General features: G+C 37.9%; 19 protein-coding genes. 12 read left to right on the forward strand and 7 right to left on the reverse strand.

Annotated elements, in window-relative coordinates:
* Positions 1-73: 73 nt before the first annotated feature.
* The 3 genes from AAEU33_RS16720 to AAEU33_RS16730 are packed head-to-tail and all read left to right on the forward strand — an operon-like array spanning position 74 to position 3,647.
* A complete protein-coding gene (locus tag AAEU33_RS16720) occupies positions 74-2,665 on the forward strand; it encodes a phosphatidylglycerol lysyltransferase domain-containing protein (protein ID WP_345988971.1) in 2,592 nt (863 codons plus the stop codon).
* Complete coding sequence (locus AAEU33_RS16725) at positions 2,655-3,341, forward strand: alpha/beta fold hydrolase (protein ID WP_345988973.1); 687 nt, start codon at positions 2,655-2,657, stop codon at positions 3,339-3,341. Before AAEU33_RS16720 ends, AAEU33_RS16725 begins: the two co-directional genes overlap by 11 nt.
* A 60-nt stretch (positions 3,342-3,401) precedes the next feature.
* On the forward strand, positions 3,402-3,647 hold the full coding sequence (locus AAEU33_RS16730; RefSeq protein WP_345988975.1) for a redox-active disulfide protein 2: 246 nt from the start codon (positions 3,402-3,404) through the stop codon (positions 3,645-3,647).
* Positions 3,648-3,697: 50 nt separating this feature from the next.
* Here the strand turns inward: AAEU33_RS16730 and AAEU33_RS16735 are convergent, their stop codons facing one another.
* Genes AAEU33_RS16735 through AAEU33_RS16755 form a run of 5 tightly spaced genes read right to left on the reverse strand, consistent with a single transcriptional unit; the run spans position 3,698 to position 9,537 of the window.
* The gene (locus tag AAEU33_RS16735; protein ID WP_345988977.1) at positions 3,698-4,867 is read right to left on the reverse strand and encodes a MalY/PatB family protein; all 1,170 of its coding nucleotides are present in this window, start codon (positions 4,865-4,867) and stop codon (positions 3,698-3,700) included.
* Positions 4,868-4,871: 4 nt separating this feature from the next.
* Positions 4,872-6,437, reverse strand: a complete 1,566-nt coding sequence (locus tag AAEU33_RS16740) for an ABC transporter permease/substrate-binding protein (RefSeq protein WP_345988979.1) — start codon at positions 6,435-6,437, stop codon at positions 4,872-4,874.
* Complete coding sequence (locus AAEU33_RS16745) at positions 6,437-7,351, reverse strand: ABC transporter ATP-binding protein (RefSeq protein WP_345988981.1); 915 nt, start codon at positions 7,349-7,351, stop codon at positions 6,437-6,439. The genes AAEU33_RS16740 and AAEU33_RS16745 overlap by 1 nt, the downstream gene beginning before the upstream one ends.
* Positions 7,352-7,360: 9 nt before the next feature.
* Positions 7,361-8,533, reverse strand: a complete 1,173-nt coding sequence (gene egtB, locus AAEU33_RS16750; RefSeq protein ID WP_345988983.1) for an ergothioneine biosynthesis protein EgtB — start codon at positions 8,531-8,533, stop codon at positions 7,361-7,363.
* 20 nt (positions 8,534-8,553) lie between these two features.
* Positions 8,554-9,537, reverse strand: coding sequence for an L-histidine N(alpha)-methyltransferase (locus tag AAEU33_RS16755; protein WP_345988985.1), 984 nt, complete (start codon positions 9,535-9,537; stop codon positions 8,554-8,556).
* Between the two features lie 375 nt (positions 9,538-9,912).
* Here AAEU33_RS16755 and AAEU33_RS16760 point away from each other — a divergent pair, with 375 nt between their 5' ends.
* The 5 genes from AAEU33_RS16760 (at position 9,913) to AAEU33_RS16780 (ending at position 14,551) form a co-directional block, all read left to right on the forward strand.
* Positions 9,913-10,590 (forward strand): hypothetical protein, encoded by a 678-nt coding sequence (locus tag AAEU33_RS16760; protein WP_345988987.1) that lies wholly within the window; start codon positions 9,913-9,915, stop codon positions 10,588-10,590.
* Between the two features lie 44 nt (positions 10,591-10,634).
* On the forward strand, positions 10,635-10,955 hold the full coding sequence (locus AAEU33_RS16765) for a helix-turn-helix domain-containing protein (protein WP_345988989.1): 321 nt from the start codon (positions 10,635-10,637) through the stop codon (positions 10,953-10,955).
* A 184-nt stretch (positions 10,956-11,139) separates the two neighbouring features.
* Complete coding sequence (locus AAEU33_RS16770) at positions 11,140-11,751, forward strand: DUF2306 domain-containing protein (RefSeq protein ID WP_345988991.1); 612 nt, start codon at positions 11,140-11,142, stop codon at positions 11,749-11,751.
* Between the two features lie 155 nt (positions 11,752-11,906).
* Complete coding sequence (locus AAEU33_RS16775) at positions 11,907-13,910, forward strand: sensor histidine kinase (protein ID WP_345988993.1); 2,004 nt, start codon at positions 11,907-11,909, stop codon at positions 13,908-13,910.
* A gap of 11 nt (positions 13,911-13,921) precedes the next feature.
* Entirely contained in the window at positions 13,922-14,551 is a 630-nt protein-coding gene (locus AAEU33_RS16780) for a response regulator transcription factor (RefSeq protein WP_345988995.1), read from the forward strand.
* Between the two features lie 81 nt (positions 14,552-14,632).
* Here AAEU33_RS16780 and AAEU33_RS16785 read toward each other — a convergent pair whose 3' ends face one another.
* Entirely contained in the window at positions 14,633-15,607 is a 975-nt protein-coding gene (locus AAEU33_RS16785) for a T9SS type A sorting domain-containing protein (protein ID WP_345988997.1), read from the reverse strand.
* A gap of 284 nt (positions 15,608-15,891) precedes the next feature.
* Here AAEU33_RS16785 and AAEU33_RS16790 point away from each other — a divergent pair, with 284 nt between their 5' ends.
* From AAEU33_RS16790 to AAEU33_RS16800, 3 genes are read left to right on the forward strand one after another with little or no spacing between them, the layout of a single operon-like run.
* Positions 15,892-16,674 (forward strand): hypothetical protein, encoded by a 783-nt coding sequence (locus AAEU33_RS16790; RefSeq protein WP_345988999.1) that lies wholly within the window; start codon positions 15,892-15,894, stop codon positions 16,672-16,674.
* 50 nt (positions 16,675-16,724) lie between these two features.
* The gene (locus AAEU33_RS16795; protein ID WP_345989001.1) at positions 16,725-19,049 is read left to right on the forward strand and encodes a hypothetical protein; all 2,325 of its coding nucleotides are present in this window, start codon (positions 16,725-16,727) and stop codon (positions 19,047-19,049) included.
* A 29-nt stretch (positions 19,050-19,078) separates the two neighbouring features.
* Complete coding sequence (locus AAEU33_RS16800; RefSeq protein WP_345989003.1) at positions 19,079-19,423, forward strand: nuclear transport factor 2 family protein; 345 nt, start codon at positions 19,079-19,081, stop codon at positions 19,421-19,423.
* A 33-nt stretch (positions 19,424-19,456) separates the two neighbouring features.
* Here the strand turns inward: AAEU33_RS16800 and AAEU33_RS16805 are convergent, their stop codons facing one another.
* The gene (locus AAEU33_RS16805; protein WP_345989005.1) at positions 19,457-21,040 is read right to left on the reverse strand and encodes a Na+/H+ antiporter; all 1,584 of its coding nucleotides are present in this window, start codon (positions 21,038-21,040) and stop codon (positions 19,457-19,459) included.
* Between the two features lie 228 nt (positions 21,041-21,268).
* On the opposite strand from AAEU33_RS16805, the gene AAEU33_RS16810 reads away from it, so the two are divergent.
* Positions 21,269-22,108: an alpha/beta fold hydrolase gene (locus AAEU33_RS16810; RefSeq protein WP_345989008.1), complete on the forward strand. Its 840-nt coding sequence runs from the start codon at positions 21,269-21,271 to the stop codon at positions 22,106-22,108.
* Positions 22,109-22,114: the final 6 nt, after the last annotated feature.

Raw genomic sequence — 22,114 nt, forward strand, 5'->3', positions numbered from 1 at the left:
ACGTTTTTTATTTATTTTTGATTTCAGGACATTTCAGCGTAAAAAATGCATGAAAGGGTTCTATATCACGAATATGAAAAACATAAAATTTTCAAAAATCTTCAGGCTGGTTCGTTGGAAAGAAGTTCTGGCAGTTATTATTTTATTACTGGCCTTCGTATTTTTCCGCAGTGAAAGACACGAACTCGCAACCATAGGCCCTCAATTGCAAAACTCAAAATTAAGCTGGGTTCTGACAGGTATACTTTTAACACTGATTTATGTCCTGCTCCAAGGTTTAATGTATGTAAAGAGCTTTCGTGCAACCCAACTGAATGTAGGGATATCTGATGCCACCGTTTTATTTTTAAAACGAAACTTTCTTAGTGTATTTCTTCCTGCCGGAGGTGTAAGCTCGCTGGCATACCTTCCCAGGAATATCAGAACAAAAGGATATAAATCCTCCAAGATCCATCAGGCAAGTGCAATTTATGGATTTGTAGGATTACTAACGGTAATGATCGTAGGAATCCCGTTAATTGCTTACGCAGTCCTGATCAATAAAAGCTTCAATGACAGCTGGGTGGGGATTATTGTCTTGGCGGCTATTCTTTTAGGCAGTTATTCAGCATTCGTTTCGTTCCGTAAGAAAAATTCCCTCTACCGGTTTCTGGATCGGAAATTTCCTAAATTCATTGCTTCCATAGATGAGATATTCAATAATGAAATCGACAGAAAGTATTTCTGGATCACTATTTTAGTTTCAGTACTTATTGAATTCTGTGGTGTTTTCCATCTCCTGATTGCCATGTATGCTTTCGGAGTTCCGGCATCATTTTCTGCTGCAGCGATATCGTATGTTGTTTCGATTTTACTGATGATCGTCTCCCCTTTCCTCCGTGGCTTGGGAGCCGTGGAGTTTTCGCTTACCTATATTCTTACGAACTTCGGATACAGCCACGCTGACGGTTTAGGCATTACTCTGCTCTACCGTTTTTTTGAATTCTGGATTCCATTGGTTCTTGGGATTTTTGCTTACCTATGGAGCGGACGGAAACTATTGGCCCGTATTTTACCTGTAGTTATGATTTTTTTATTGGGCATCATCAATATCCTTTCGGTAATTACTCCCGCCCTCACGGATCGTTTACACATCCTGAAAGGGTATCTGCCCTGGGAGCTGATCCATATTTCCAAAATGATCACACTCATTTCCGGAGTCTTGCTGCTGGTAACCTCCGCTAATCTTTTCCGGGGATATAAAAGAGCCTGGTATTTTGCAGTAGCACTCACCATAGTATCCATTATTTTTAATTTGTCTAAAGCACTTGATTATGAGGAGGCCTTATTTTCTGCATTTACTTTGGGACTTCTTTGGTACAGCAGAAAGGAGTATATCTTTACCACTAAAATCGTTTCTTTACAAAGAGGTTTCAGCTGGTTTTTAGGAATATTCACCATTATCCTTATTTTCAACTATTTCAGCTTTTACTTTATCAGTAAATCCCATTTCGGCATTGATTTTACAAAGAAAGAAGCCCTTTATTATACATTGTACACATTCCTGCTGTTCAAAGATTCGGGACTTACCCCTCTTACCGGATTTGCACGGGATTTCCAGAACCTTAACTATATTCTTGGGGTAATTTCCTGGTTGGTGCTCATTCTTTCGTTTTACAAAACTCATTCCTGGGTCGTGAAAGATGAGAAAGAAAATGCTATTAACGCTAAACAGCTGATAGAAGAATTCGGAACATCTTCATTAGATTATTTTAAGTTGGCCAAAGAAAAGGAGTTTTATTTTTCTGAAGAAATTAATGGGGTTGTGTCTTTTCGTACGGCGAATGGATTTGCAGTTGTTCTCGAAGAACCCGTATGCGCTGAACATCACAAAACAGATCTGATCAGGGAATTCGATCTGTTCTGTAAGAAAAACAATTTAAAAACCTGCTATTACAGAGTGAGTGAAAGTGGTATTATTTATTTTAATCCCTTAAAAAAACAAAAATTGTTTATCGGTCAGGATGCCATCCTGGATGCAGAAGGTTTTACGCTTACAGGAAAAGATAAAAAGACGATCAGGAACGGCATCAATGCGGTTGAAAAGTCCGGTTATACCACGGAAATACGATATGCGCCTCAGGATGATAAAACCATAGACCAGATCCAAAGTGTTTCTGATGAATGGCTCAGGGAATTTGATAAAAAGGAAATTGTTTTTGCAGAGGGAATGTTTGATCGCGATACGGTAAGAAACCAGGATCTTATTACCATTTCTGATAATAACGGACGATGCGTTGCATTTCTGAATATAATTCCCCATTGTGCTCCTGACGAGTGCAGCTATGATATGATCAGAAAAACTGAAGATGCTCCCAACGGCAGTACTGATGTACTGATCGTAAAACTTGTAGAATATGCCAAAAGCAAAAACCTGAAATACATAAACATGGGAATGACCCCAATGGCAGGGATACAACAGACCCATAATACGGCTGAGGATATCATGAAGTTTGCATATCAGAGGGTCGGTAGCTTTAAACATTATCAAACACTGCGAAACTTTAAAGAGAAATATGCCAGTCTCTGGGAAGATCAGTATCTTGTTTATAACAGTGATTTTGAACTGCTCCAGATACCAACGGCATTAAATAAAGTGATGAAACCACAGAAAAATGAAGAATAGACTACGAAAATTCGGCAATCTCCTATCATTATCCCTACTGACCATTTTTTCAGGCTGTCAAAAAGATAATGACTTCAAAATAACGGAATGGAATTCAAACACCGACAAACCTGTTATCTTTTACATCAGTGGCGACGCCGGCTTTAATACTTTTACAAAAGGCCTGGGTACAGATCTCCACAAATTAGGGTATGATGTGTTTGCTTTGGACACGAAGGCTTACTTCTGGAATAAAAAAACACCGGAACAAACTTCCGGAGATATAGAGAATTACATCAACCAGCAATTGCAGGGACGGAAAAATCAAAAAGTAGTTCTTCTTGGGTTTTCATTTGGTGCTGATGTAACTCCATTTGTATATAACCGTTTTACTCCTGATCTGAAAAGCAAGATCCAAAAAGTATTTATTATGGGGCCTTCCAAAAGCAATGACTTTCAGATTCACCTGGATGAATATTTTGGAGTTGAGCCCAAAGGAAGTTTACAGGTCATCCCGGAGATCAACAAAATGGGAACAGCTCCCGTACTGCTTATTGTAAGTGATTTTGAATTTGCCCATTTTCCGTATTATGAAATAAAGCTGGGTAGTAATTATAAGATGAAACATATTCCGGGAAACCATCATTACGGAAATAATACGAAGATGCTGGCCAACTTTATCAATCTTAATTTATAAAATACAGCGACCGCACCGGTTGGAAAAATTAATAACCTTGTAGTCATCAACAAAAATAACATGAAAAATAAACCAATAACAGAATACACCAATGAGGAACTTATTAATCAGGAAAAAAATTCAAAAGCAATAACCATTTTGCTTATGATTGCTATTTCACTTTTATTCTTTAGTAATCTTTTTCTAGCATTCAAACACAAATTCAGTGCTTTGGCCGTGATTCCTATCGCTCTGGTTCCTATTTTAATTGTAAATATTAATAAATGGAAGCAACTTAAAAAAGAAAAGGCCGATAGAAATCTATAAAATAAAAGCCTTCCATAATTATTGAAAGGCTTTTAAAATAGGAATATAAGTTAATCCCGTTTCTTATTGATATATTTTTCAAACCGTTTTAAACCTTCTTCCAAAACTTCTCTGGGACAGGCAATGTTCATTCGCAAAAAACCTTCCCCGGAACTGCCATACATTGTTCCCGGATTCAGCCACAATTTTTCTTCCTTAAACAGGAGTTTTGAAAGCTCTTCAGATCCTTTACCCAAAATCCGGCAATCCAGCCATACAAGGTAGGTCGCCTGTAATGGGCCAATGGTTATATTGGGTAAATGATCTTTGCAGAAATCTTTTAAAAACAGATAATTATTATACAAATATTCTTTTAATTCCTCCATCCAGTCCCTTCCATGTGTATAGGCAGCAATTAAAGCTTCAGCCGCAAATGGATTGATACCATAAGTCTCCTGTACGGATAATATTTTTGAAATTTGTTTTTTAAACTCCTGATCTTTAGTAATAACATATGACACAGGCAGGCTGGACAAATTAAATGTTTTACAGGGAGAACCGCAGGTTACAGAAAGTAGATCATAATCTTCCGCTACAGAAAGAAATGGCACATGCTTGTTTTCTTTATACACGATATCGGCGTGAATTTCATCAGAGATAACCATCACATTATGTCTCGAACATATTGAAGCTATTTTTTCCAGTTCCTGTCTTGTCCATACTCTTCCTACAGGGTTGTGGGGACTACAAAGCAGCAGCATTTTATTCTGAGGGTCTGAAGCCTTCATTTCGAGGTCTTCAAAATCAATCTGATAGTTTCCGTTTTCGTACATCAGATGATTTTCAACCGCATGGCATCCGCAATTTTCAATCAATATAAAAAAATGGTTGTATACCGGTGATTGTACTATAATATGATCTCCCGGCTGAAGGTATGTTCTTACAATAGCAGAAATTACCGGAATCATTCCCGGAACAGGAAGCAGCCATTCTTTTTTTAAACTGACCTCATGACTTGTTTCCCACCAACTGATAATTGCATCATACAGTGCCTGGGGAGTAAAGCTATATCCAAACATTCCCTGTTCAGCTTTCCGTGAAAGAGCATTTATGATTTCAGGAGGTGTTTTAAAGTCCATATCAGCCACCCACATAGGGAGCACATTATCATCTGCCACAGAATCCCATTTGATGGAATTGGTGCCTCGTCTGGAGATTATTTCGTCGAAATTATAAGTCATTGAATTAAGGAGTATCTAGATAGTTTTTGAGATCTGAAATATTTTTTATGTTTAATTGCCGGGCCTGTTCCCGTCTCATCATCAGGGCGTAGGAATTATTAAACCCTAAAGGCTGAAGCCATTCTATACCATATTGTTTTTTAAATTCAGTGTTTACGTAGTTATAGGTTTTTTCAGGACTTGGGCTCACCTCTTTTAAAATTGTTTCCGAAGGTTTTAAAAGGACCAAAAGGCCTGTTCCCGTATATTCAGGGTAGAAATCAATGGCATCATTCACCAGTGCATCGAAACAAATTTTCGTTCCTCCCAAGCCTGTTTTGGTTTCTACTTTATAATCCGTATTGCCTTCAATAAGCATTTTATACATTTCTGTAAGAATATATTGCTCTCCAAAAATTTTAGACCCGATCCGCACGGTCCCTCCATTTCCTTTTCGGGAATTTTTGAAAAGATCATGCTGCTTCAGGAAGTCCTTTGCAATTTTTTCCGGGGTTTGGTGGAGGTAATCAGACCGATAATTGAGATCCGTCATGACAGAGTCATTGAATTTTCCTGCCAGCAAATTGAGCGTTTCTTGCAGCTGCGGAAACTTTTGTAATGTTTTTGTCTTTATAATGGGTGCGGCAAAATATGGTGGAAATATTTTTTTATCGTCCTCCAGTACATACAGATCATAGGCTTTAATCCTTCCGTCTGTAGAATATCCGCTTATGAGATCCAGTTCCTTATCGTAAGCTGCTTTATACATAATGGCATCACTTACAATAAGTGGTTTGGCATTAAGCCCGTATACTGATCTCAATCCAATATCTCCATCCTGCCTTCCCATAAATTCAGGCGTAAAACCTGCTTTAAGCTTGGTTCCGGAATAGGAATTAAACACATATACACCTCCAATAATAACCAAAACTATGGGAATAATGAACAGCATCTTACGAAGCCTCCTATAGCCGGATTTCTGTAAAACAGCAATCAGTTGATCCAGGATAATAGCCAGTAACGCAGCCGGGATGGCGCCTGCTAGAATCATATTGGTATTATTAAGGGAGATTCCTCCAAATATAAATTCTCCCAATCCTCCTGCCGCAACAAATGAGGCTAAAGTCGCCACACCTACATTGATTACTGCAGCTGTCCTTATTCCTGCAATGATTACAGGCATTGCCAATGGAAGCTCTACTTTGAACAAGAGCTGTTTTTTGTTCATTCCCATTGCCTGGGCAGCTTCTACAACCGAAGGATCTACTCCCGTAATTCCCGTATAGGTATTCCGTATAATTGGCAGAAGGGCATATATCAGTAATGCTACAATGGCTGGAGTAGCCCCGATGCCAAAGGCAGGAATCATAAATCCAAGTAAAGCTATACTCGGAATGGTCTGCAGTATACCGGCAGTTCCCAGGACAGGGTTGGCAAATAATTTCTTTCTGGCGATGAATATTCCTAACGGAACACCCACAATTATTGCCAGGAGTAATGATACAAAAGTAAGCCCAAGATGCTGTATAATCTGGAGAAGAAGTTTATCCTGCTGTTCGGCAATAAATTGCCAGAGGTTCTGCTGTGTCATTATGCCTGTGCTTTTCTGTAAAGGTTAAATGCCTCGCTCAGTTTTTCATACTGATCCGAATAGCTTTTATCTGCACTGAGTTTCTGTAAAATATTCCACACATTTTCCTTTCTATCAAATTCTTCTCTGAAACTTTCGTTCTGTTCAAGAAAAGGACTTATATTATCCAGCGTGGCAACTTTATATTCAAGCAAAAGCCTGTTTTCTGCAAAGAAATTTTTCACAAAATCCCCGGCAGGATGATAGAGCATTTCCTTGGGAGTTCCGATCTGGACAATCTTTCCTTCATTCATAAGGCAAATCCTTTGCCCCAGCTCGAAAGCTTCCTGTACATCATGTGTAACAAGAATAATGGTTTTATTTTTAAGTTCCTCTAATGATTTAAATTCAGAATGAATATCCGCTTTAGTAATATTATCTAATGCTCCAAAAGGCTCATCCATTAATAATATCGGGGTATCTGCTATTAAAGCTCTTGCGATCCCGACCCGTTGCTGCTGTCCGCCGCTTAATTCCTGGGGAAAACGGGAAAGCAGTTCTTCCGGCAGGTGAAGCTTTTCCATAAGTTCTTCCGTTCTGCTTCTGATCTTCTTTTTCTCCCATTTGAGCAGCTCGGGAACCACAGCAATATTCCGGCGGATGTTATAATGAGGAAAAAGCCCGGCATGCTGCATAACAAAGCCAATGTGCATGCGGAGTTCTTCCGGTTTCTTTTCAAGAATATTTTGTCCGTCAATCCAGATATCACCGGAATCAGCTTCTATCAGGCGATTGATCATTTTCAGGGTTGTGGTTTTTCCACAACCGCTTGTTCCTAGAAGCACCAGAATTTCTTTATCCTGTGCTTCGAAGGAGATATGATCAACGGCAATCCGGTCATCAAATTTTTTGGTGAGTGATTCTACTTTAATCATAGGCAGGACTTATCTCGCTAATCTTATTCCTGTAAACTGCCACTGAAGATTTGCATGAAAGAAATTCCTGTATGTATTTCTGCTGTGCCCTTTGGGTGTAGCTTCGGAAGCCCCTCTTAAAACCATTTGATTGACCATAAACTTTCCGTTATACTCGCCTACGGCACCCGCTTCTTTTTTAAATCCGGGATATGGTAAATAAGCACTTCCCGTCCATTCCCACCTTTCTCCCCACTGAAAACGTACGGAAGCAACCTCCCACTCCGCTTCGGTTGGAAGACGCATTCCTTTCCATGCTGCAAAGGCTGAAGCTTCATAGAAATTGATGTGACAAACCGCTTCGTCAGGATCTACTTCCTGCAAACCATCTAAAGTATAATACATCCATTTTTCATCGATCCAATGCCAATATAACGGTGATTTCACCTCATTTTGTTTCACCCAGTCCCAACCCTCTGCATGCCAATGTCTGAAATCCCTATATCCGTTGTCATTTATAAATTCCAGATATTCGCCATTGGTAACCAGACGGTCACTTATTTCAAAATTGTTGAGGTATACTTTATGTCTTCCCAGTTCGTTATCAAAGCAAAAGCCATTACCATTAAAACCAATTTCATACACACCTTCACTTAATCTGATCATTTCACCGGTCCGAACCATTTCCTTGTTTTCTTCCTTATCTTTTCGGTACGCCGGGAAAAGAGGATTGTGACCTAAAATATATTTGATGTCCGTAAGCAACAACTCCTGGTGTTGTTGTTCATGATTGAGTCCCAGCTCCAAAAGCGGCTCAATGGAAGGGTTCATAAATTCACTCTGAAGAAAAGCAGTCATCTGGTGGTCCACATATTCCCTGTAGCGATACACATCTGCCACTGAAGGGCGGCTCAAATTACCCCGGTCTGTACGGATGACTCTTGCTCCTATGGTTTCGTAATAGCTGTTGAATACAAAATTATATTGAGGATCAAAAACAGTGTACCCCGGAAAATTCGGAACAAGAATAAAGGTTTCAAAAAACCATGTGGTATGTCCTAAATGCCATTTTGGCGGGCTTACATCCACGATAGGCTGTACGACAAAATCTTCAGTCTCAAGAGGAGCACAAATAGCCAACGAATGGCTGCGAATATTCCTGTAAGTCGTTACGGCATCAATAATCTTAGGATTTGCTATCATCTTTTTAGATTTTTTATTATTTATTTAAACTTCCAGACGGAGTCAATAAACCATTTCTTCGAGTCTTTAATTTCTCCGTCAATCTCAAAGCCCGTTTTCTTTGCCAATTCTTTTATATCGGCCTCAGAAAATTTCTGTGAAACCTCCATATCTATCAGTTCATTTTCCTTAAATATAATCTCTGTATGATCTATATTTACCACCTGATCGGCCAGACTCACGAGATAACTCCTGCATGCTCCGCTTATAGGATCATACGTCTGATAATGCTGAAATTGCTCAATATTAAAATCAGCATTAAGTTCCTTATTGATACGCGTAAGAAGATTAAGGTTAAAAGCTGCTGTTATACCGGTGGCGTCGTTATAGGCATTTAAGATGGTGTGAGGATTTTTTTTAAGATCAAACCCTATCAGAATCCTGTCTCCGGGATTAAGGTGATCTTTCAATCCTATACAAAATGCATTAGCCTCTTCGAGTTCCATATTACCGATGTTCCCTCCCAAAAACAAAATGACTTTTCTTCTTGAGGAAAGCGAGGCCGCTTTATTGAGCATTTGAAAATATTCTCCCTCGAGCTGGGTAACTTTTAAATCAGGTATCTCCTTTTTTAATTTCTGATCCAGGACAGATAAAATATTACCTGAAATATCAATGGGCATATAAGTAAAATCCAACCCCTTATCTATCATATATTTAAGAAGATAGGTCGATTTCATAGCATCACCTGCACCCAGTTCGATCAGATCGAAAGGAGTATTGTCAAAACCTATCAGATTAGCGATATCGGCTGTTTTATTTTGAAATATATCAAGCTCACATTGGGTAAGATAGTATTCAGGCATTGCCATTATCTTCTGGAAAAGCCGGTCTCCTACTTCATCATAAAAATATTTTGAAGATAATCTTTTGGGATTGCTATCCAGTCCTTTTTTTACATCGAGGAAAAAATTTCCGGTCTTATTGTGATTGTTTTTTATTTGTGAATTGGTGTTTGAGTTCATTTTACGTTTTCATTATAGTTCGGTAAGCACTACAAATTACCGTCCTCCTCATTACTCTTCATAAAAGTAGTTGCTTGGCGCATTCAATATAATTAAATGTACACTTAAATTTTGATTTAGCTATTCTATTTTCCATCTTTTTAATAAAATTATGAAAATTTAAAAGTCAAAATTCATATTAAAAAGTTCTTATTAATAGCAGGTTATTCACTCCCAACCCTGAAAAATGTCCGTTAAATAAAATATACCTCAGAAATATGATTTTAATATTTTATTTTTGGTCATTACTCGGTTTGGTATTGTAACATGTTCTATTTATCAGGAATCTTTATTGCTTATTTTTCTTCTTTTCTCATTTTAGGTAAGAAAAGGAAAATGATGGCAGATTACCTTTTGGCATTATGGTTCTTTATCATTGGGATTCATTTGACATTATTTTATTTAAATTTTTCCGAAAACAATATTACTACTCCCTATTTATTGGGATTAGAGATTCCTCTTCCTTTGATACATGGACCTATGCTTTATGTATATGTCCTTACGCTTACTCAGCAAAACAATCGCAGATATCTGAGGATTCTGCATTTCATTCCTCCTTTGGTCGTGTATCTTATTTTGTGGGATTTCTATTTACTTTCGACAAAAGATAAGATTTTAATTTATCATAATGGCGGAATGAGGTATCAAAACATAAGAGAAAATATCAATATACTTATTTATATTTCCGGAATTACATATATCATACTTAGTATCAGATCATTAAAAAAATACAAAAACAGTATTGCAAAACAGTATTCTAACATTGAAAGAATCAACTTGAACTGGGTATATTATCTTATTTTTGGAATCGCTGTAATCTGGATCTTAGTTATCCTTAAAGATGACAGAATCACATTTACCTCAGTTGTAATTTTTATATTACTGGCGGCCTATTTCGGAATTACCAAAGCAGGAATTTTAAATTTAGCAGAGCCAAAAATAAAAGATACTGAAAAAGATAAAATCACATCACCGATTGATAATCAAAAGTTAAATACCAGAAATCGGTTTTAAACGAAGCCTCAATCCAGGAAATCTACACCAGGCTGACTTCCAAAATGCAATCTGAACAACTTTTCAAAGATCCCGAATTAAACCTGGCTACACTGGCCGGCATTATCGAAGTACATCCCAATACTCTTTCTCAGGTTATCAATACCATTGAAGACAAAAACTTCTACGATTACATCAATATACAAAGGATTGAAGAATTTAAAAGAATCGCTATCCTTCCGGAAAATCAAAAATTCACTATTCTTTCACTGGCATTTGAATGTGGGTTTAATTCCAAAACTGCTTTTAACCGCAATTTTAAAAAATATATGAATTGTTCCCCGAGAGACTTTTTAAAGGAGGAGAATCTTGATATTGGAGGTTAGAGGTTAGAAAGAAAATAATTATTCAACTTCCACAAAACAATCCGCTCAATCAGTTATTTTATGTGTTTGAAATTAGTTCCACCTTACATTCTGGGGCATTTATTTTTTTAACAATCCGCACTTTTGCTAAAAAAACAACATTTAACACCCTATTGTTAAGCCATTTAACTCAAGCTCTTTTACTATGAAAATATTTTTGTTCGTTATCCTGGTCATTTTTGCATTATTAATCGGACTATATCCTTTAATTTATCTTTTTGTTGATCACAAACATACTTTTTTACAAACCAAGCTTCCTGAAGTTGTTCATGATACTGTCTGGAGAGCTCTTTTCTTTAGCCATATGATCTTCGGGGGTATCTCTCTTTTTATTGGATGGAGACAGTTTGGGGCAACATTTCGGAATAAGCATAAAGTTTTACACAGAATAATAGGTAAAACATATATATTCTCAGTAATTATCAGCTCAGTATCGGGTATATATATTGGCTTCTTTGCTAATGGAGGAATTATTTCTTCATTAGGTTTTATAAGCCTGGGAATGATTTGGTTTTCTACAACCGTTGCCGCATTTTTAAAGATAAAAGGAGGAGATGTTTTACAGCATCAGAAACTGATGACTTATAGCTATGCCTGTACTTTTGCAGCAGTAACACTAAGACTGTGGATGCCTTTATTAAAAATAGCTATAGGGACACCGGATATATCCTACCTTATTGTTGCCTGGCTATGCTGGGTTCCAAATCTCTTAGTAGCATATTATATTAACAAAACTCATTCATTGCAGAATCAATAACGTCTTGAAAAGATGTCTCATGAAGGCTTGAGTTGTTTAACCAGATAAAAATCCACGAACTGCACTTAAGTATCTACCATTTAAATGGTGATAAATGTATATTTGTATAAGTAAGAATTTTATTTTTACTGCACCAAAGATCACAATTTATACGTATGAAAAGAAAATTACTCCTGTTGCTGGTATCTTTCACTTTCGGTTTTTCTTATTCTCAAAGGTTTTACACCCTTGATGATGACGGCCCGTATATCGACAGTCTTACTCATGTTATACAGACAACCAAGTCAGACAGCATACGAGGAATAAACAGTTTTAAGCTGGCCGATCTGTTCAGAAGAAGTAAAAAGAACGAGCTATCTGACAGATATCTCCTTACTGCCAACAAGATAGCACCCAAATATCCTTTCTTAAAAGCTGCGGCTATTTATTATAATGCGGCAGGATTAGTGAGCAAGGGAGATTTTGACAATTATGGTAAGCAGCTCAACCTTGCTCTTACTGAGCTCAGGAAATATAAAACCAAGGACTCATATTCATTACAGGCTTTTATCCTGAAAAACATATCTCTTATTAAAGTTTTACAGAACAATGAGCTGGAAGGGATGAAAATTCTCATCAATGAAGCCATCCCTACGGGTAAAAAAGGAAACGATCTGGAAACTCTGAGTATTCTTTACAAATCCGTTGCAACCATTTTCATGAACTATGATGAAAGGATTAAGGCAGACAGCTACCTGAAAACCGCTAAGGAATATATTGAACAGGCCTCCAGATCTACATATACTTACCAGGAAACAAAGGCCGACATCTATATTATAGATGCTGAAAACAAAAGCCGCCTTCATATGTTGGCAGAGGCTAAAAAATCTCTTGATATCGCATACAATATCATCAGAAAATATCCTGATTCTAATCTCAACGGCAGCTATTATACGGCTGAGGGCTTTTATTTTTACAGACTCGGACAGTTTAATAATGCTTTAAAAAGTTATGATAAAGGGATTGTAAACAGTACCCTCCATCAGGATATGCTTTTAACCAATCGACTGAAGTTTTCCAAATATGAACCCCTGAAAGCTCTGAACCGACTTGAAGATGCTAAAAACCTGCTGCTGGATCTTATAGGAAGCACGACCCATTTTGCCCTTGACCAGAGAAACTATACCAAGGAACTGGCGCAGACCTTTGAAAGTCTGGGGGATACCAAAAATGCTTATAAATACCTGTCCAGATACAATACGATCAATGACAGCCTCAACCTGAGTGAGTATCAGGGAAAAATAGCAGCTCTTGAAGCCAAGTTTAACCGGGCGGAAAATGAGAAGAAGATCAGCCAGCTTGAAGCTCAACGCGAACGTGATCGTTTGGTTGCACAGAACAATAAACTTTACTATGGTTTGCTGGTTGCGGCTTCGGTTATTCTGTTATTACTTGTTATCTTCCTTTGGATCAATTCAAAAAATCAGAAGAAAATAACCAGCCAACAGTCCCTTAATTATGTACAAAACCTGGAAAGCTTAAAAAATCAGAAGGAAATAGAAGTCATGCAGGCGGTGATCAGAGGAGAAGAAGATGAACGTAAGAGAATAGCCCGGGACCTCCATGACGGCGTGGGAAGTATGCTATCTTCCCTTAGAACCAGATTTTTAAAGATAAGCAGTTCTTCGGGACCTGCATCGAAGGATGAAATTGAAAATATGAACGGAATCCTGAACAATTCAATTACTGAATTACGGCAGATTTCTTTTAACCTTATTCCGGAAACGCTTCTCAAATTAGGTCTGGAACATGCATTAAATGACCTCTGCCATATGTTGGAAACCGATGACATCCGTATTTATTTCCAGGCCAATCAGATCCGGTCTGATATTCCGGAAAATATTCAGATTATGATTTACAGAATTATTCAGGAATTACTGAACAATGCTTTGAAACATTCATCCTGTACAGAAATCCTGGTGGACTGCAGCCAGAATCAATCCCGTTTTTTCATTACGGTAGAAGATAATGGTAAAGGTTTCGATACCAGTCAAATCAAGAACTTTACAGGACAGGGGTTGAAAAATCTCAAAAGCAGAGTGGAACTTTTTAATGGAAAAATAGACATCCAATCTTCTGCAAATCATCCTACTACTTTTAATATTGAATTATCCATTTAACTGCACCCATCATGACAAAACCCTATAAAACAATTATTGTTGATGACCATCCTATTATTGCTGAGGGACTGCAAATGCTTTTTTCGAAATCAGATGATGTGGAAATTGTCCGGAGCTTTAATACCGGTGAAGCCCTCCTCAATTATAAGCATCTTGGTAAAGCAGATGTTGTTCTGCTGGATGTATTTCTTCCGGACATCAATGGCATCGATCTGTGCCTTAAAATTAAAAAAAACCATCCTAAAATCATCGTATTGGCAATGAGCAGCCAGTCCGAAAGAAGCATTATTTTACAAATGATCAAAAACGGAGCACATGGATATTTGCTAAAAAATGCGTCACTCGAAGAATTCAAATCCTGCATTAATAAGGCTGTATCCGGAGAAATGGCTTTTAGCTCCGAAATTGAAGCAATTGTTGAAAAGACCAGTATTTATGATCTTAAATCGGTTCCCAGGTTAACCCAAAGGGAGAAAGAAATTCTAAAGCTGGTATCGGAAGGTAAATCGACACAGGAGATCTCGGATATCCTTTTCTTAAGCTATCTTACAGTACAAACTCACCGGAGAAATTTATTGAACAAATGTGAGGTCCGTAATGTGGTTGAACTTTTAAAATTTGCAAAAGAAAACGGACTTTGACAAAAGGAAATGATCTCCACATAAAATAAAAAGTACTATCCAAAGCGGATAGTACCTTTCCATCATAAAAAATGAAAAAAATTACTGTTTACTGATTTTTTTCGAAATAATTTTCCCACTTTTTAATTCTCCCTGAACCACATATATTCCATTAGGCAGCTCTGAAACATCGATCATTCCGGAATTCTGTGTTTTCTGAACAACTTTACCATCTAGGCTGATAATACTGATATTTTTAATGTCATCTTTAGATTTTATTGTGATGAATTTTGATGTCGGGTTAGGATAAATCACAATCTCATCTTTTTTGTTATCCATATCTATCGTAGATAATGTAGACGACGGTGAAAAATATGCCAATGAAGGCTGGGTCGTGGTTTGTCCGTTAGTTGTAAATGTATTAAATGCAATTACCAGAACTGGTCCGTTGGATTCAGTGACCCATTGATACGATTCATTATGATAGTCCTGAGATACTCCGCCGCTGGTTTGGGTTGCCGTTCTTACTCTCTTAATCCTCAAAGCATTCTGAAAAGTTCCGTTAGGTGTTATCACAGTGCCATATCCGTCTACTTTAAAGTTTTCCTGTCCGTTCTCTACCGTACCAGGAATATTGATCTGATAAGTATCTGTAAATTCCTGAAGGTAATTAACAGGAAATTTGTAATTGATCAAGGGATCAGTATAGGTCATCATTACATCTCCCGGTGTACTGTAATTACCAATAGTTGTGGCTTCCGTATCACTATTGAGAAGATAATCGTAAGTACTTCCTCCTACCAATTCGCTTATTCTGTTGGCCGTTGGAAATTTAGAACAATTGGCATGCCCCGGACACGGATATAGTCTAGTAGTGATTACGGGTGTGCCTACATAAGATGAGAAATCCCAGGTTTGTCCGGCTCCGGAAGGTCCTGGATTCAAAGATGCCGAAACATTGGCATGATAAACATCAGTGGTAATGTTAATTTTATCAAGTGCCGCTCTCGTCACTGTGGGTTGTGCCGCAATGCTCAACCCTGTTAAAAATAAAAAAGTACAGATTAATTTTTTCATTTTGTTATTGTTTGGTGTTAAAATATATACTGTTAAATCCATGAAATGAATTCCAGATCCAGCGAAAATATGGTTACAAGCTCTTACCCTTCCTTTCATCAATTATAAAAGCAAATTTACCTGCATAAAGAGGCCCCTCCAATACCTGCCGGAGCGTATTTTTTTCTACCTGACAGCAGGTATATACTAAATAAATTGATTAATTTCACCTACTTAAAAAAAATAATAGTACACAAGTTCGAATTCACATCATTATAATTAGGAAGGAGATAAAAAAAGTTAATATGAAAAAAGCAGGAATAATCGGTTGTGGCTGGCTGGGATCAAGGATTGCAACAAAATTGTCCGAAACCTTTGAGGTCTATACAACAATAACAAGTCCGGACAAGGCTAAGCACTTGGAAAAACAGGGATTTCATCCTTACCTTGTCAATTTTCCCGATTATCTGCTGACCGAAAAAATGGATCAATGGCAGATTATCAATGAGCTGGATGTCCTGATCATTACTATTCCTATTTCGGGAAAAAGCTGCTGTGCAAGTTCTTTATACAACAGGATCCAGAATCTTTTTTCATTTATAGAAGATTATGACGGACAGATTTTTCTTATGAGTACAACAGGGGTATATCCTGATCACAATAAAGAATTTACCGAGGAAGATGTATCTCCTGATCAGATTTCCGGAGAAAGAATGATCAGAACCAGATATCCCCAAACTAATATTTTAAGGTTGGCTGGTCTCATGGGAGATGATCGTTTTCTAAGCAAATATAATGTCTCAAATCTCAATTTTTTTGTCAATCATATTCACTACAACGACATTTGTTCGGTTATTGAGAAAATGATTGAAAAGCAATGTTCTTCCAGAATCTATAATGTGGTTGCCCCACTTCATCCTACCAAATCAGAAGTCATCAGTATTCAGAAAAACATATTGAACACAGATACCGCAAAACCGGAAGGAAAGAAAATCTCTTCAGCCAGACTGATCGCTGAACTGAATTTCGAATTTGAATATGCTGATCCCAAGTACTTCCACCCTCCTTTTTCAGCAGTTGATGTGTAGCTTCTATAGTAGACTTCCATTTTATAAAAACAAACACCAAGCAATATATTATGAACGAAAAAACTTCACTATGGAAAAAAATAACAGGTTGGTTTCAACGTTTAGAAAACTCGATTGCTCCAAGCCGTCAGACATTAAAAGCAAGCGGGTATGGCATTCTTTTGAGTTCCTGTATTTTTTTCATTCTGGTATCCGCGGATAAATTCCTTCCTGCCATAGGATGGGGAAATTTCATTTTATTTCTGCTGATTTCACTTCTGGTAAGTTACCTTATTGGCAGATTAATAGGCTGGTTGGCCGGCTTAATAGGCAGAACACCTTCTAATTTCAGACATGCAATCGGTTTTACCCTGTTTTTTTTCTTCTATCTTATTTTAATTACATCTACATTTCGCTGGGTATTGATTGTATTTCTTGTTCTTTTTCCTTCTCTTACCTTTGGAGCTTTGTTCTATTGGAGATCCAAATCTAAAACAAGCTGGTCATTGCGTCAGAAAATACTTACCGCAACTTCACTTTTTATTGGAATTCTTGGAATCGTGATTGGCGGTTATATTTATTTGGATTCGGGGAATACTCCTTCAGCAGTTAAAAATTATAAAATGTCCGGGAAACTTCCCCTCCCGATCAATGCTCCTGACCCTTCCCTGCCGGGAAAATACAAAGTAGCTTTCCTTACTTACGGATCGGGAAAAGACAAACACCGTACGATCTATGGCCGGGATGTAAATATTAAAACAGCTTCTGTAGATGGCTCCCTACTTCTTAACTCATGGGATGGAATGTCCGGTAAACTCCGTACACGCTATTTTGGATTTGATAAAACGCAACTTCCCCTGAATGCAATGGTTTGGTATCCTGAAAATCTCAATGGAAAGGCTCCTTTGGTATTGATCGTTCATGGCAATCATCTGGCCCAGGACTGGTCTGAAAAAGGATATGATTATCTGGGTAAGCTTCTGGCAAGCAAAGGATATATCGTAGCATCCGTTGATGAAAATTTCCTGAATACAAGTTTTACGGATATCGACCAAAAAGGATTCAAAGACGAAAACGGAGCAAGAGGCTGGCTGATGCTTAAACATCTGCAGCTTTGGAGAAAGTGGAGTCAGGATCCTCGTAATCCGTTTTTTAACAGGATCAATATGGATCAGATTGCGCTTATAGGACATTCCAGAGGCGGGGAAGCCATGTCGCACGCTGCGCTGTTCAATAAGCTGCCTTATTTTCCTGATAATGCCAATGAAAGATTTGATTTTAATTTTAATATAAAAGCTTACATAGCTATTGCACCGGTGGACGGACAGTATCAGCCGGCATCTATTTTAGCACCCTTGGAAGACATCAATTATTTTGTCATCCAGGGAGTTCATGATATGGACATGCAGTCTTACGGCGGACTTGCCACATATAAACGGATTCAGTATTCACCGGATTATAAGGGATTCAAGGCTGGATTGTATGTTCATCAGGCAAACCACGGACAGTTCAATACTTCATGGGGAAGCTATGATTCCAGCAGTCCGTATATCAATCAGTTCAATATGAAAAACCTGATGCCTGAAAAGGAACAACAACAGATTGCGAAAGTATACATATCCGCTTTTTTAGATGTTAACCTGAAAGGAGAAAACGTCTACAAACCTCTTTTTACAGATTACCGGTATGGACGAAAATGGCTTCCGAACCATGTTTATTTCAATCAGTTTGAAGATAGTGAAACGACATTTGTTGCCCGTTATGAAGAAGATCTCAACTTATCTACCGCCACTTTAAAAGGTGTACAGATCACGGGTGAAAACCTTAGCTTATGGCGGGAAGCCCAGCAGAAGCTGATCTGGAACAGTCAAATTTCAAGAGCTGCTTATATCGGCTGGAATCACAGTGAAAACGGTAATAAACCAGGAAAATATACCTTTACTTTCCCTGACAGCCTCCGCCAGGATTTAAAGGGAAAAGCATTGGCATTTAATCTTGCAGAGAGCGATGAATCTTCGGTAGCAGCGCGGAAAGGAAAAAAAGAAACTAAAAAGGAGGAGTCCGTAAAAAAAGATCTGCAAAAAAAGGCCATCGATTTCAGTATTGAGCTGACGGATCAAAACGGAAAAAAAGCACATTTCCTTTTGAGTGACTGTGCACTTTTACAACCTCAACTGAAAAAGAACTTAACCAAATTCAGTTTTTTCAATGATAATCCTGATGCAGAATCTATTCCAGACTATTTTTATTTTGACCTTGATACCGTCAGAAAAAAGTATCCGGAACTGGATCTGGATAAGCTGAAATCGATCTCATTGATCTTTGATAAAACTCCGGAAGGTGTAGTTATTCTGGATGACATCAGCTTTGTTAAACTTCCTACTTCTACCCATTAATCTATTGACCCTAAAAAACTAAATATTCTATGGACATTAAAAATTTTGCCAACCTTTGGATCAACTCCTGGAATTCTCATAATTTGGAAGACATCCTGAGCCATTATGCAGATGATATCGAGATCACTACTCCGATGATCAAAACATTCACATCAGGTGAAGATACCCTTAAAGGAAAAGAAGCTGTTAGAGAATATTGGGGGCGTGCTCTTGAGAAGGTACCCGATTTGCATTTTGAGCTGTTTGATGTCACTTACGGTATCAATTCCGTTGCATTGTATTACCAATCCATTATGAACAAAAAAGCAATTGAGGTGATGTTCTTTAATGATGAGGGCAAGGTGCAAAGGATGCATGCATTTTATACTGATTAATAAAATAAACGGGCCAAAGCCCGTTTTATTGATTTATAAAAGTCTGATTCTCTCTTCTTCCAGATCAATCTGATATATTTGCCAATTGATGTATTCCTCATGCAGTTCAGGATCTTTGTTAAGTCCCGATAAGAACTTACGCTGATTTTCCAGCAATTCGAGGTAATTCTGTTTGGTCCGTTCGGTCATTCTCAAATGTTCCGGCTGGCTTATTTTATATTCCCACTGGTCGATCATCTTTTGTAAATGAGGATCTTCATACTCCCCCATTTTTTGTTTTTCTTTTAACAAACGTATTGTTTCTACCACAAGATGGTTCTTAACTTTCATTTTTGCTTCATCCTCCGGTAATTCCCTGCCGTAATCAAACAATTTTGAGCGTTCAATGATAAGAGGAAGAGTAAGCCCCTGGATAAGAAGTGTAAAAAGTATCACTGTAAAGGTGACGAATAATATCAGATTTCTATGTGGAAAAGCTTCTCCGGTCGGTAAGGTCAACGGAATAGATAAGGCAGCGGCTAATGACACCACACCCCGCATTCCTGTCCAACCTAATAACAGCGGTAAGCCAAGTATTCTCCGGCGGCTCAAACCTCTTCCGGGAGTAACACTGGGTCTGAACATAACAGTTGCAATCAGTGCGGCATAAGAAGAGATCATCCGGGTAGCAATTAAAATTACCGTAACAAGGGCTCCATAAAAAATTGCTGTTCTTAAAGGAATCCCATCTGCCCTAAGCCCCTTCACAATTTCCGGAAGAGCTAATCCGATGATCATAAATACGATACCATTTAAAATAAAGATCAGCGCTTCCCAAAAACTGAGCCCTTTGATCCTGCTGGCGCTACTGAGAAAAGTGAGCCTCCGGGTGGATAAAAACAATCCACCGGCCACTACCGCCAGCACACCTGAACTATGTGCCTGTTCAGCTACCCAATACAGCAGATAGGATTCCACCAGTGTAAACACAATATCTGAAGGTGCATCCGTAGGCAGTCTTTTATGAGCCTGGATAAAGAGCCAGCCTCCTAAAAGTCCGATTCCTATTCCTCCTATAACCATCCAGAAGAAATCCGTAATTGCCGTCTGGAAAATAAATTGTCCCGTTCCTATAGCTACTAAAGCAAAGCGGACAATAATAAGTGATGAGGCATCGTTCAGTAAGCTTTCACCTTCCAGAACTGCGGAGGTGGATTTTGGAATTCTCACAAACTTCATTATTGCTCCGGTACTTACCGCGTCGGGAGGTGATACGATTCCTCCTAACAGAAAACCTAATGCAAGGGTAAAACCCGGGATAAAATAATTAGATATCATTGCAACTGTGAGCGCGGAAAAAAATACAACCAGAAACGCAAAACTTCCAATGATCCGCCACCACTTTTTCATTTCTTTAAATGAAATACTCCATGCCGCTTCAAAGAGAATAGGTGGCAGGAAAATAAAGAATATAAGGTCCGGATCAATCTGTATGCCTGGCAGCCCGGGAATAAAACTGATCAGCAGTCCGGCAACAACAAGAAGTATGGGATATGCAATTCTCAGTTTTTCAGCCAACATTTCGATCAATACAATTGCTATAATCAAGGCTAACATGAAAGGTAATAGTTCGTGCATATTCGTTACTCGTTGTTTGAAATAGTTATTTGAAATGAAACGGATTTTAAAAATAGTATTTTCGGAGATTACTTTCAAGAAAAATTATGTATAACACTTAAAATCAAGGCAATTCTTCTCTTATTAAAAAAATTATGGCTTACATTTATTAAAAATTTTTATTCACTATTTTATCAAAAACCTCTTAATAATGAGAAATCATTATTTATTCAAACTACATAACCAAATATGATGAAAACAGTAGAAATTAAAACCAATGAAGGGTATCCTGTTTCCGCCCATATTTACGAAGTTCCTGACAGTAAAAATATTCTAATCATATCATCAGCCACCGGAGTAAAACAATCTTATTATAAAAAGTTTGCGCAGTTCCTTTCTGATCATGGAGTTTCAGTCATTACTTTTGACTACCTTGGTATAGGAGAATCTCTTAAAAAGCCTATTCAAAAGCTGAATAATGGTGCTTCAGACTGGGGAAAAACCGATTTGCATGCTGTAACGGAATACACTAAAAAGAATTATCCGGACCAGAATATCATTTTATTGGGGCACAGTATCGGAGGGCAGCTCATCGGGTTATCATCATCTTCTACAGAGGCTGGTAAAATTATTCTTGTCGCAGCCCAGAGCGGATACTGGAAATTCTGGAAAGGGTTTCAAAAATATAAGTTATGGACTTATTGGAAAGCGATGTTTCCTCTACTGATCAGCTTTTTTAATTATCTTCCCTCCAAAAGAATCAGCGGTATGGAAAATTTATCGAAGAATGTTGCCAAACAATGGGGAAAATGGTGTTTGTCGCCTAATTATCTTTTTGATCATATTCCGAAGCAGGATCTATTTTTCAAAAACATCACAACCCCTTTAATTTCTGTTAGCATTGAAGATGATCATTTTGCCCCCAGAAAAGCCGTTGACTGGCTCAGTAAAAAATATGAAAGGGCAGATCTGACCAGAATTCATCTGGTTCCAAAAGATTTTAATACTGATACTATCGGGCATTTTGGCATTTTCCGTGAACAATTCAAAGACAATATATGGCCGTTATTTTTACGGGAAATAATTTAAGAAAAG

The sequence above is a fragment of the Chryseobacterium sp. Chry.R1 genome (assembly GCF_039645525.1).
Lineage (GTDB): Bacteria > Bacteroidota > Bacteroidia > Flavobacteriales > Weeksellaceae > Chryseobacterium > Chryseobacterium proteolyticum.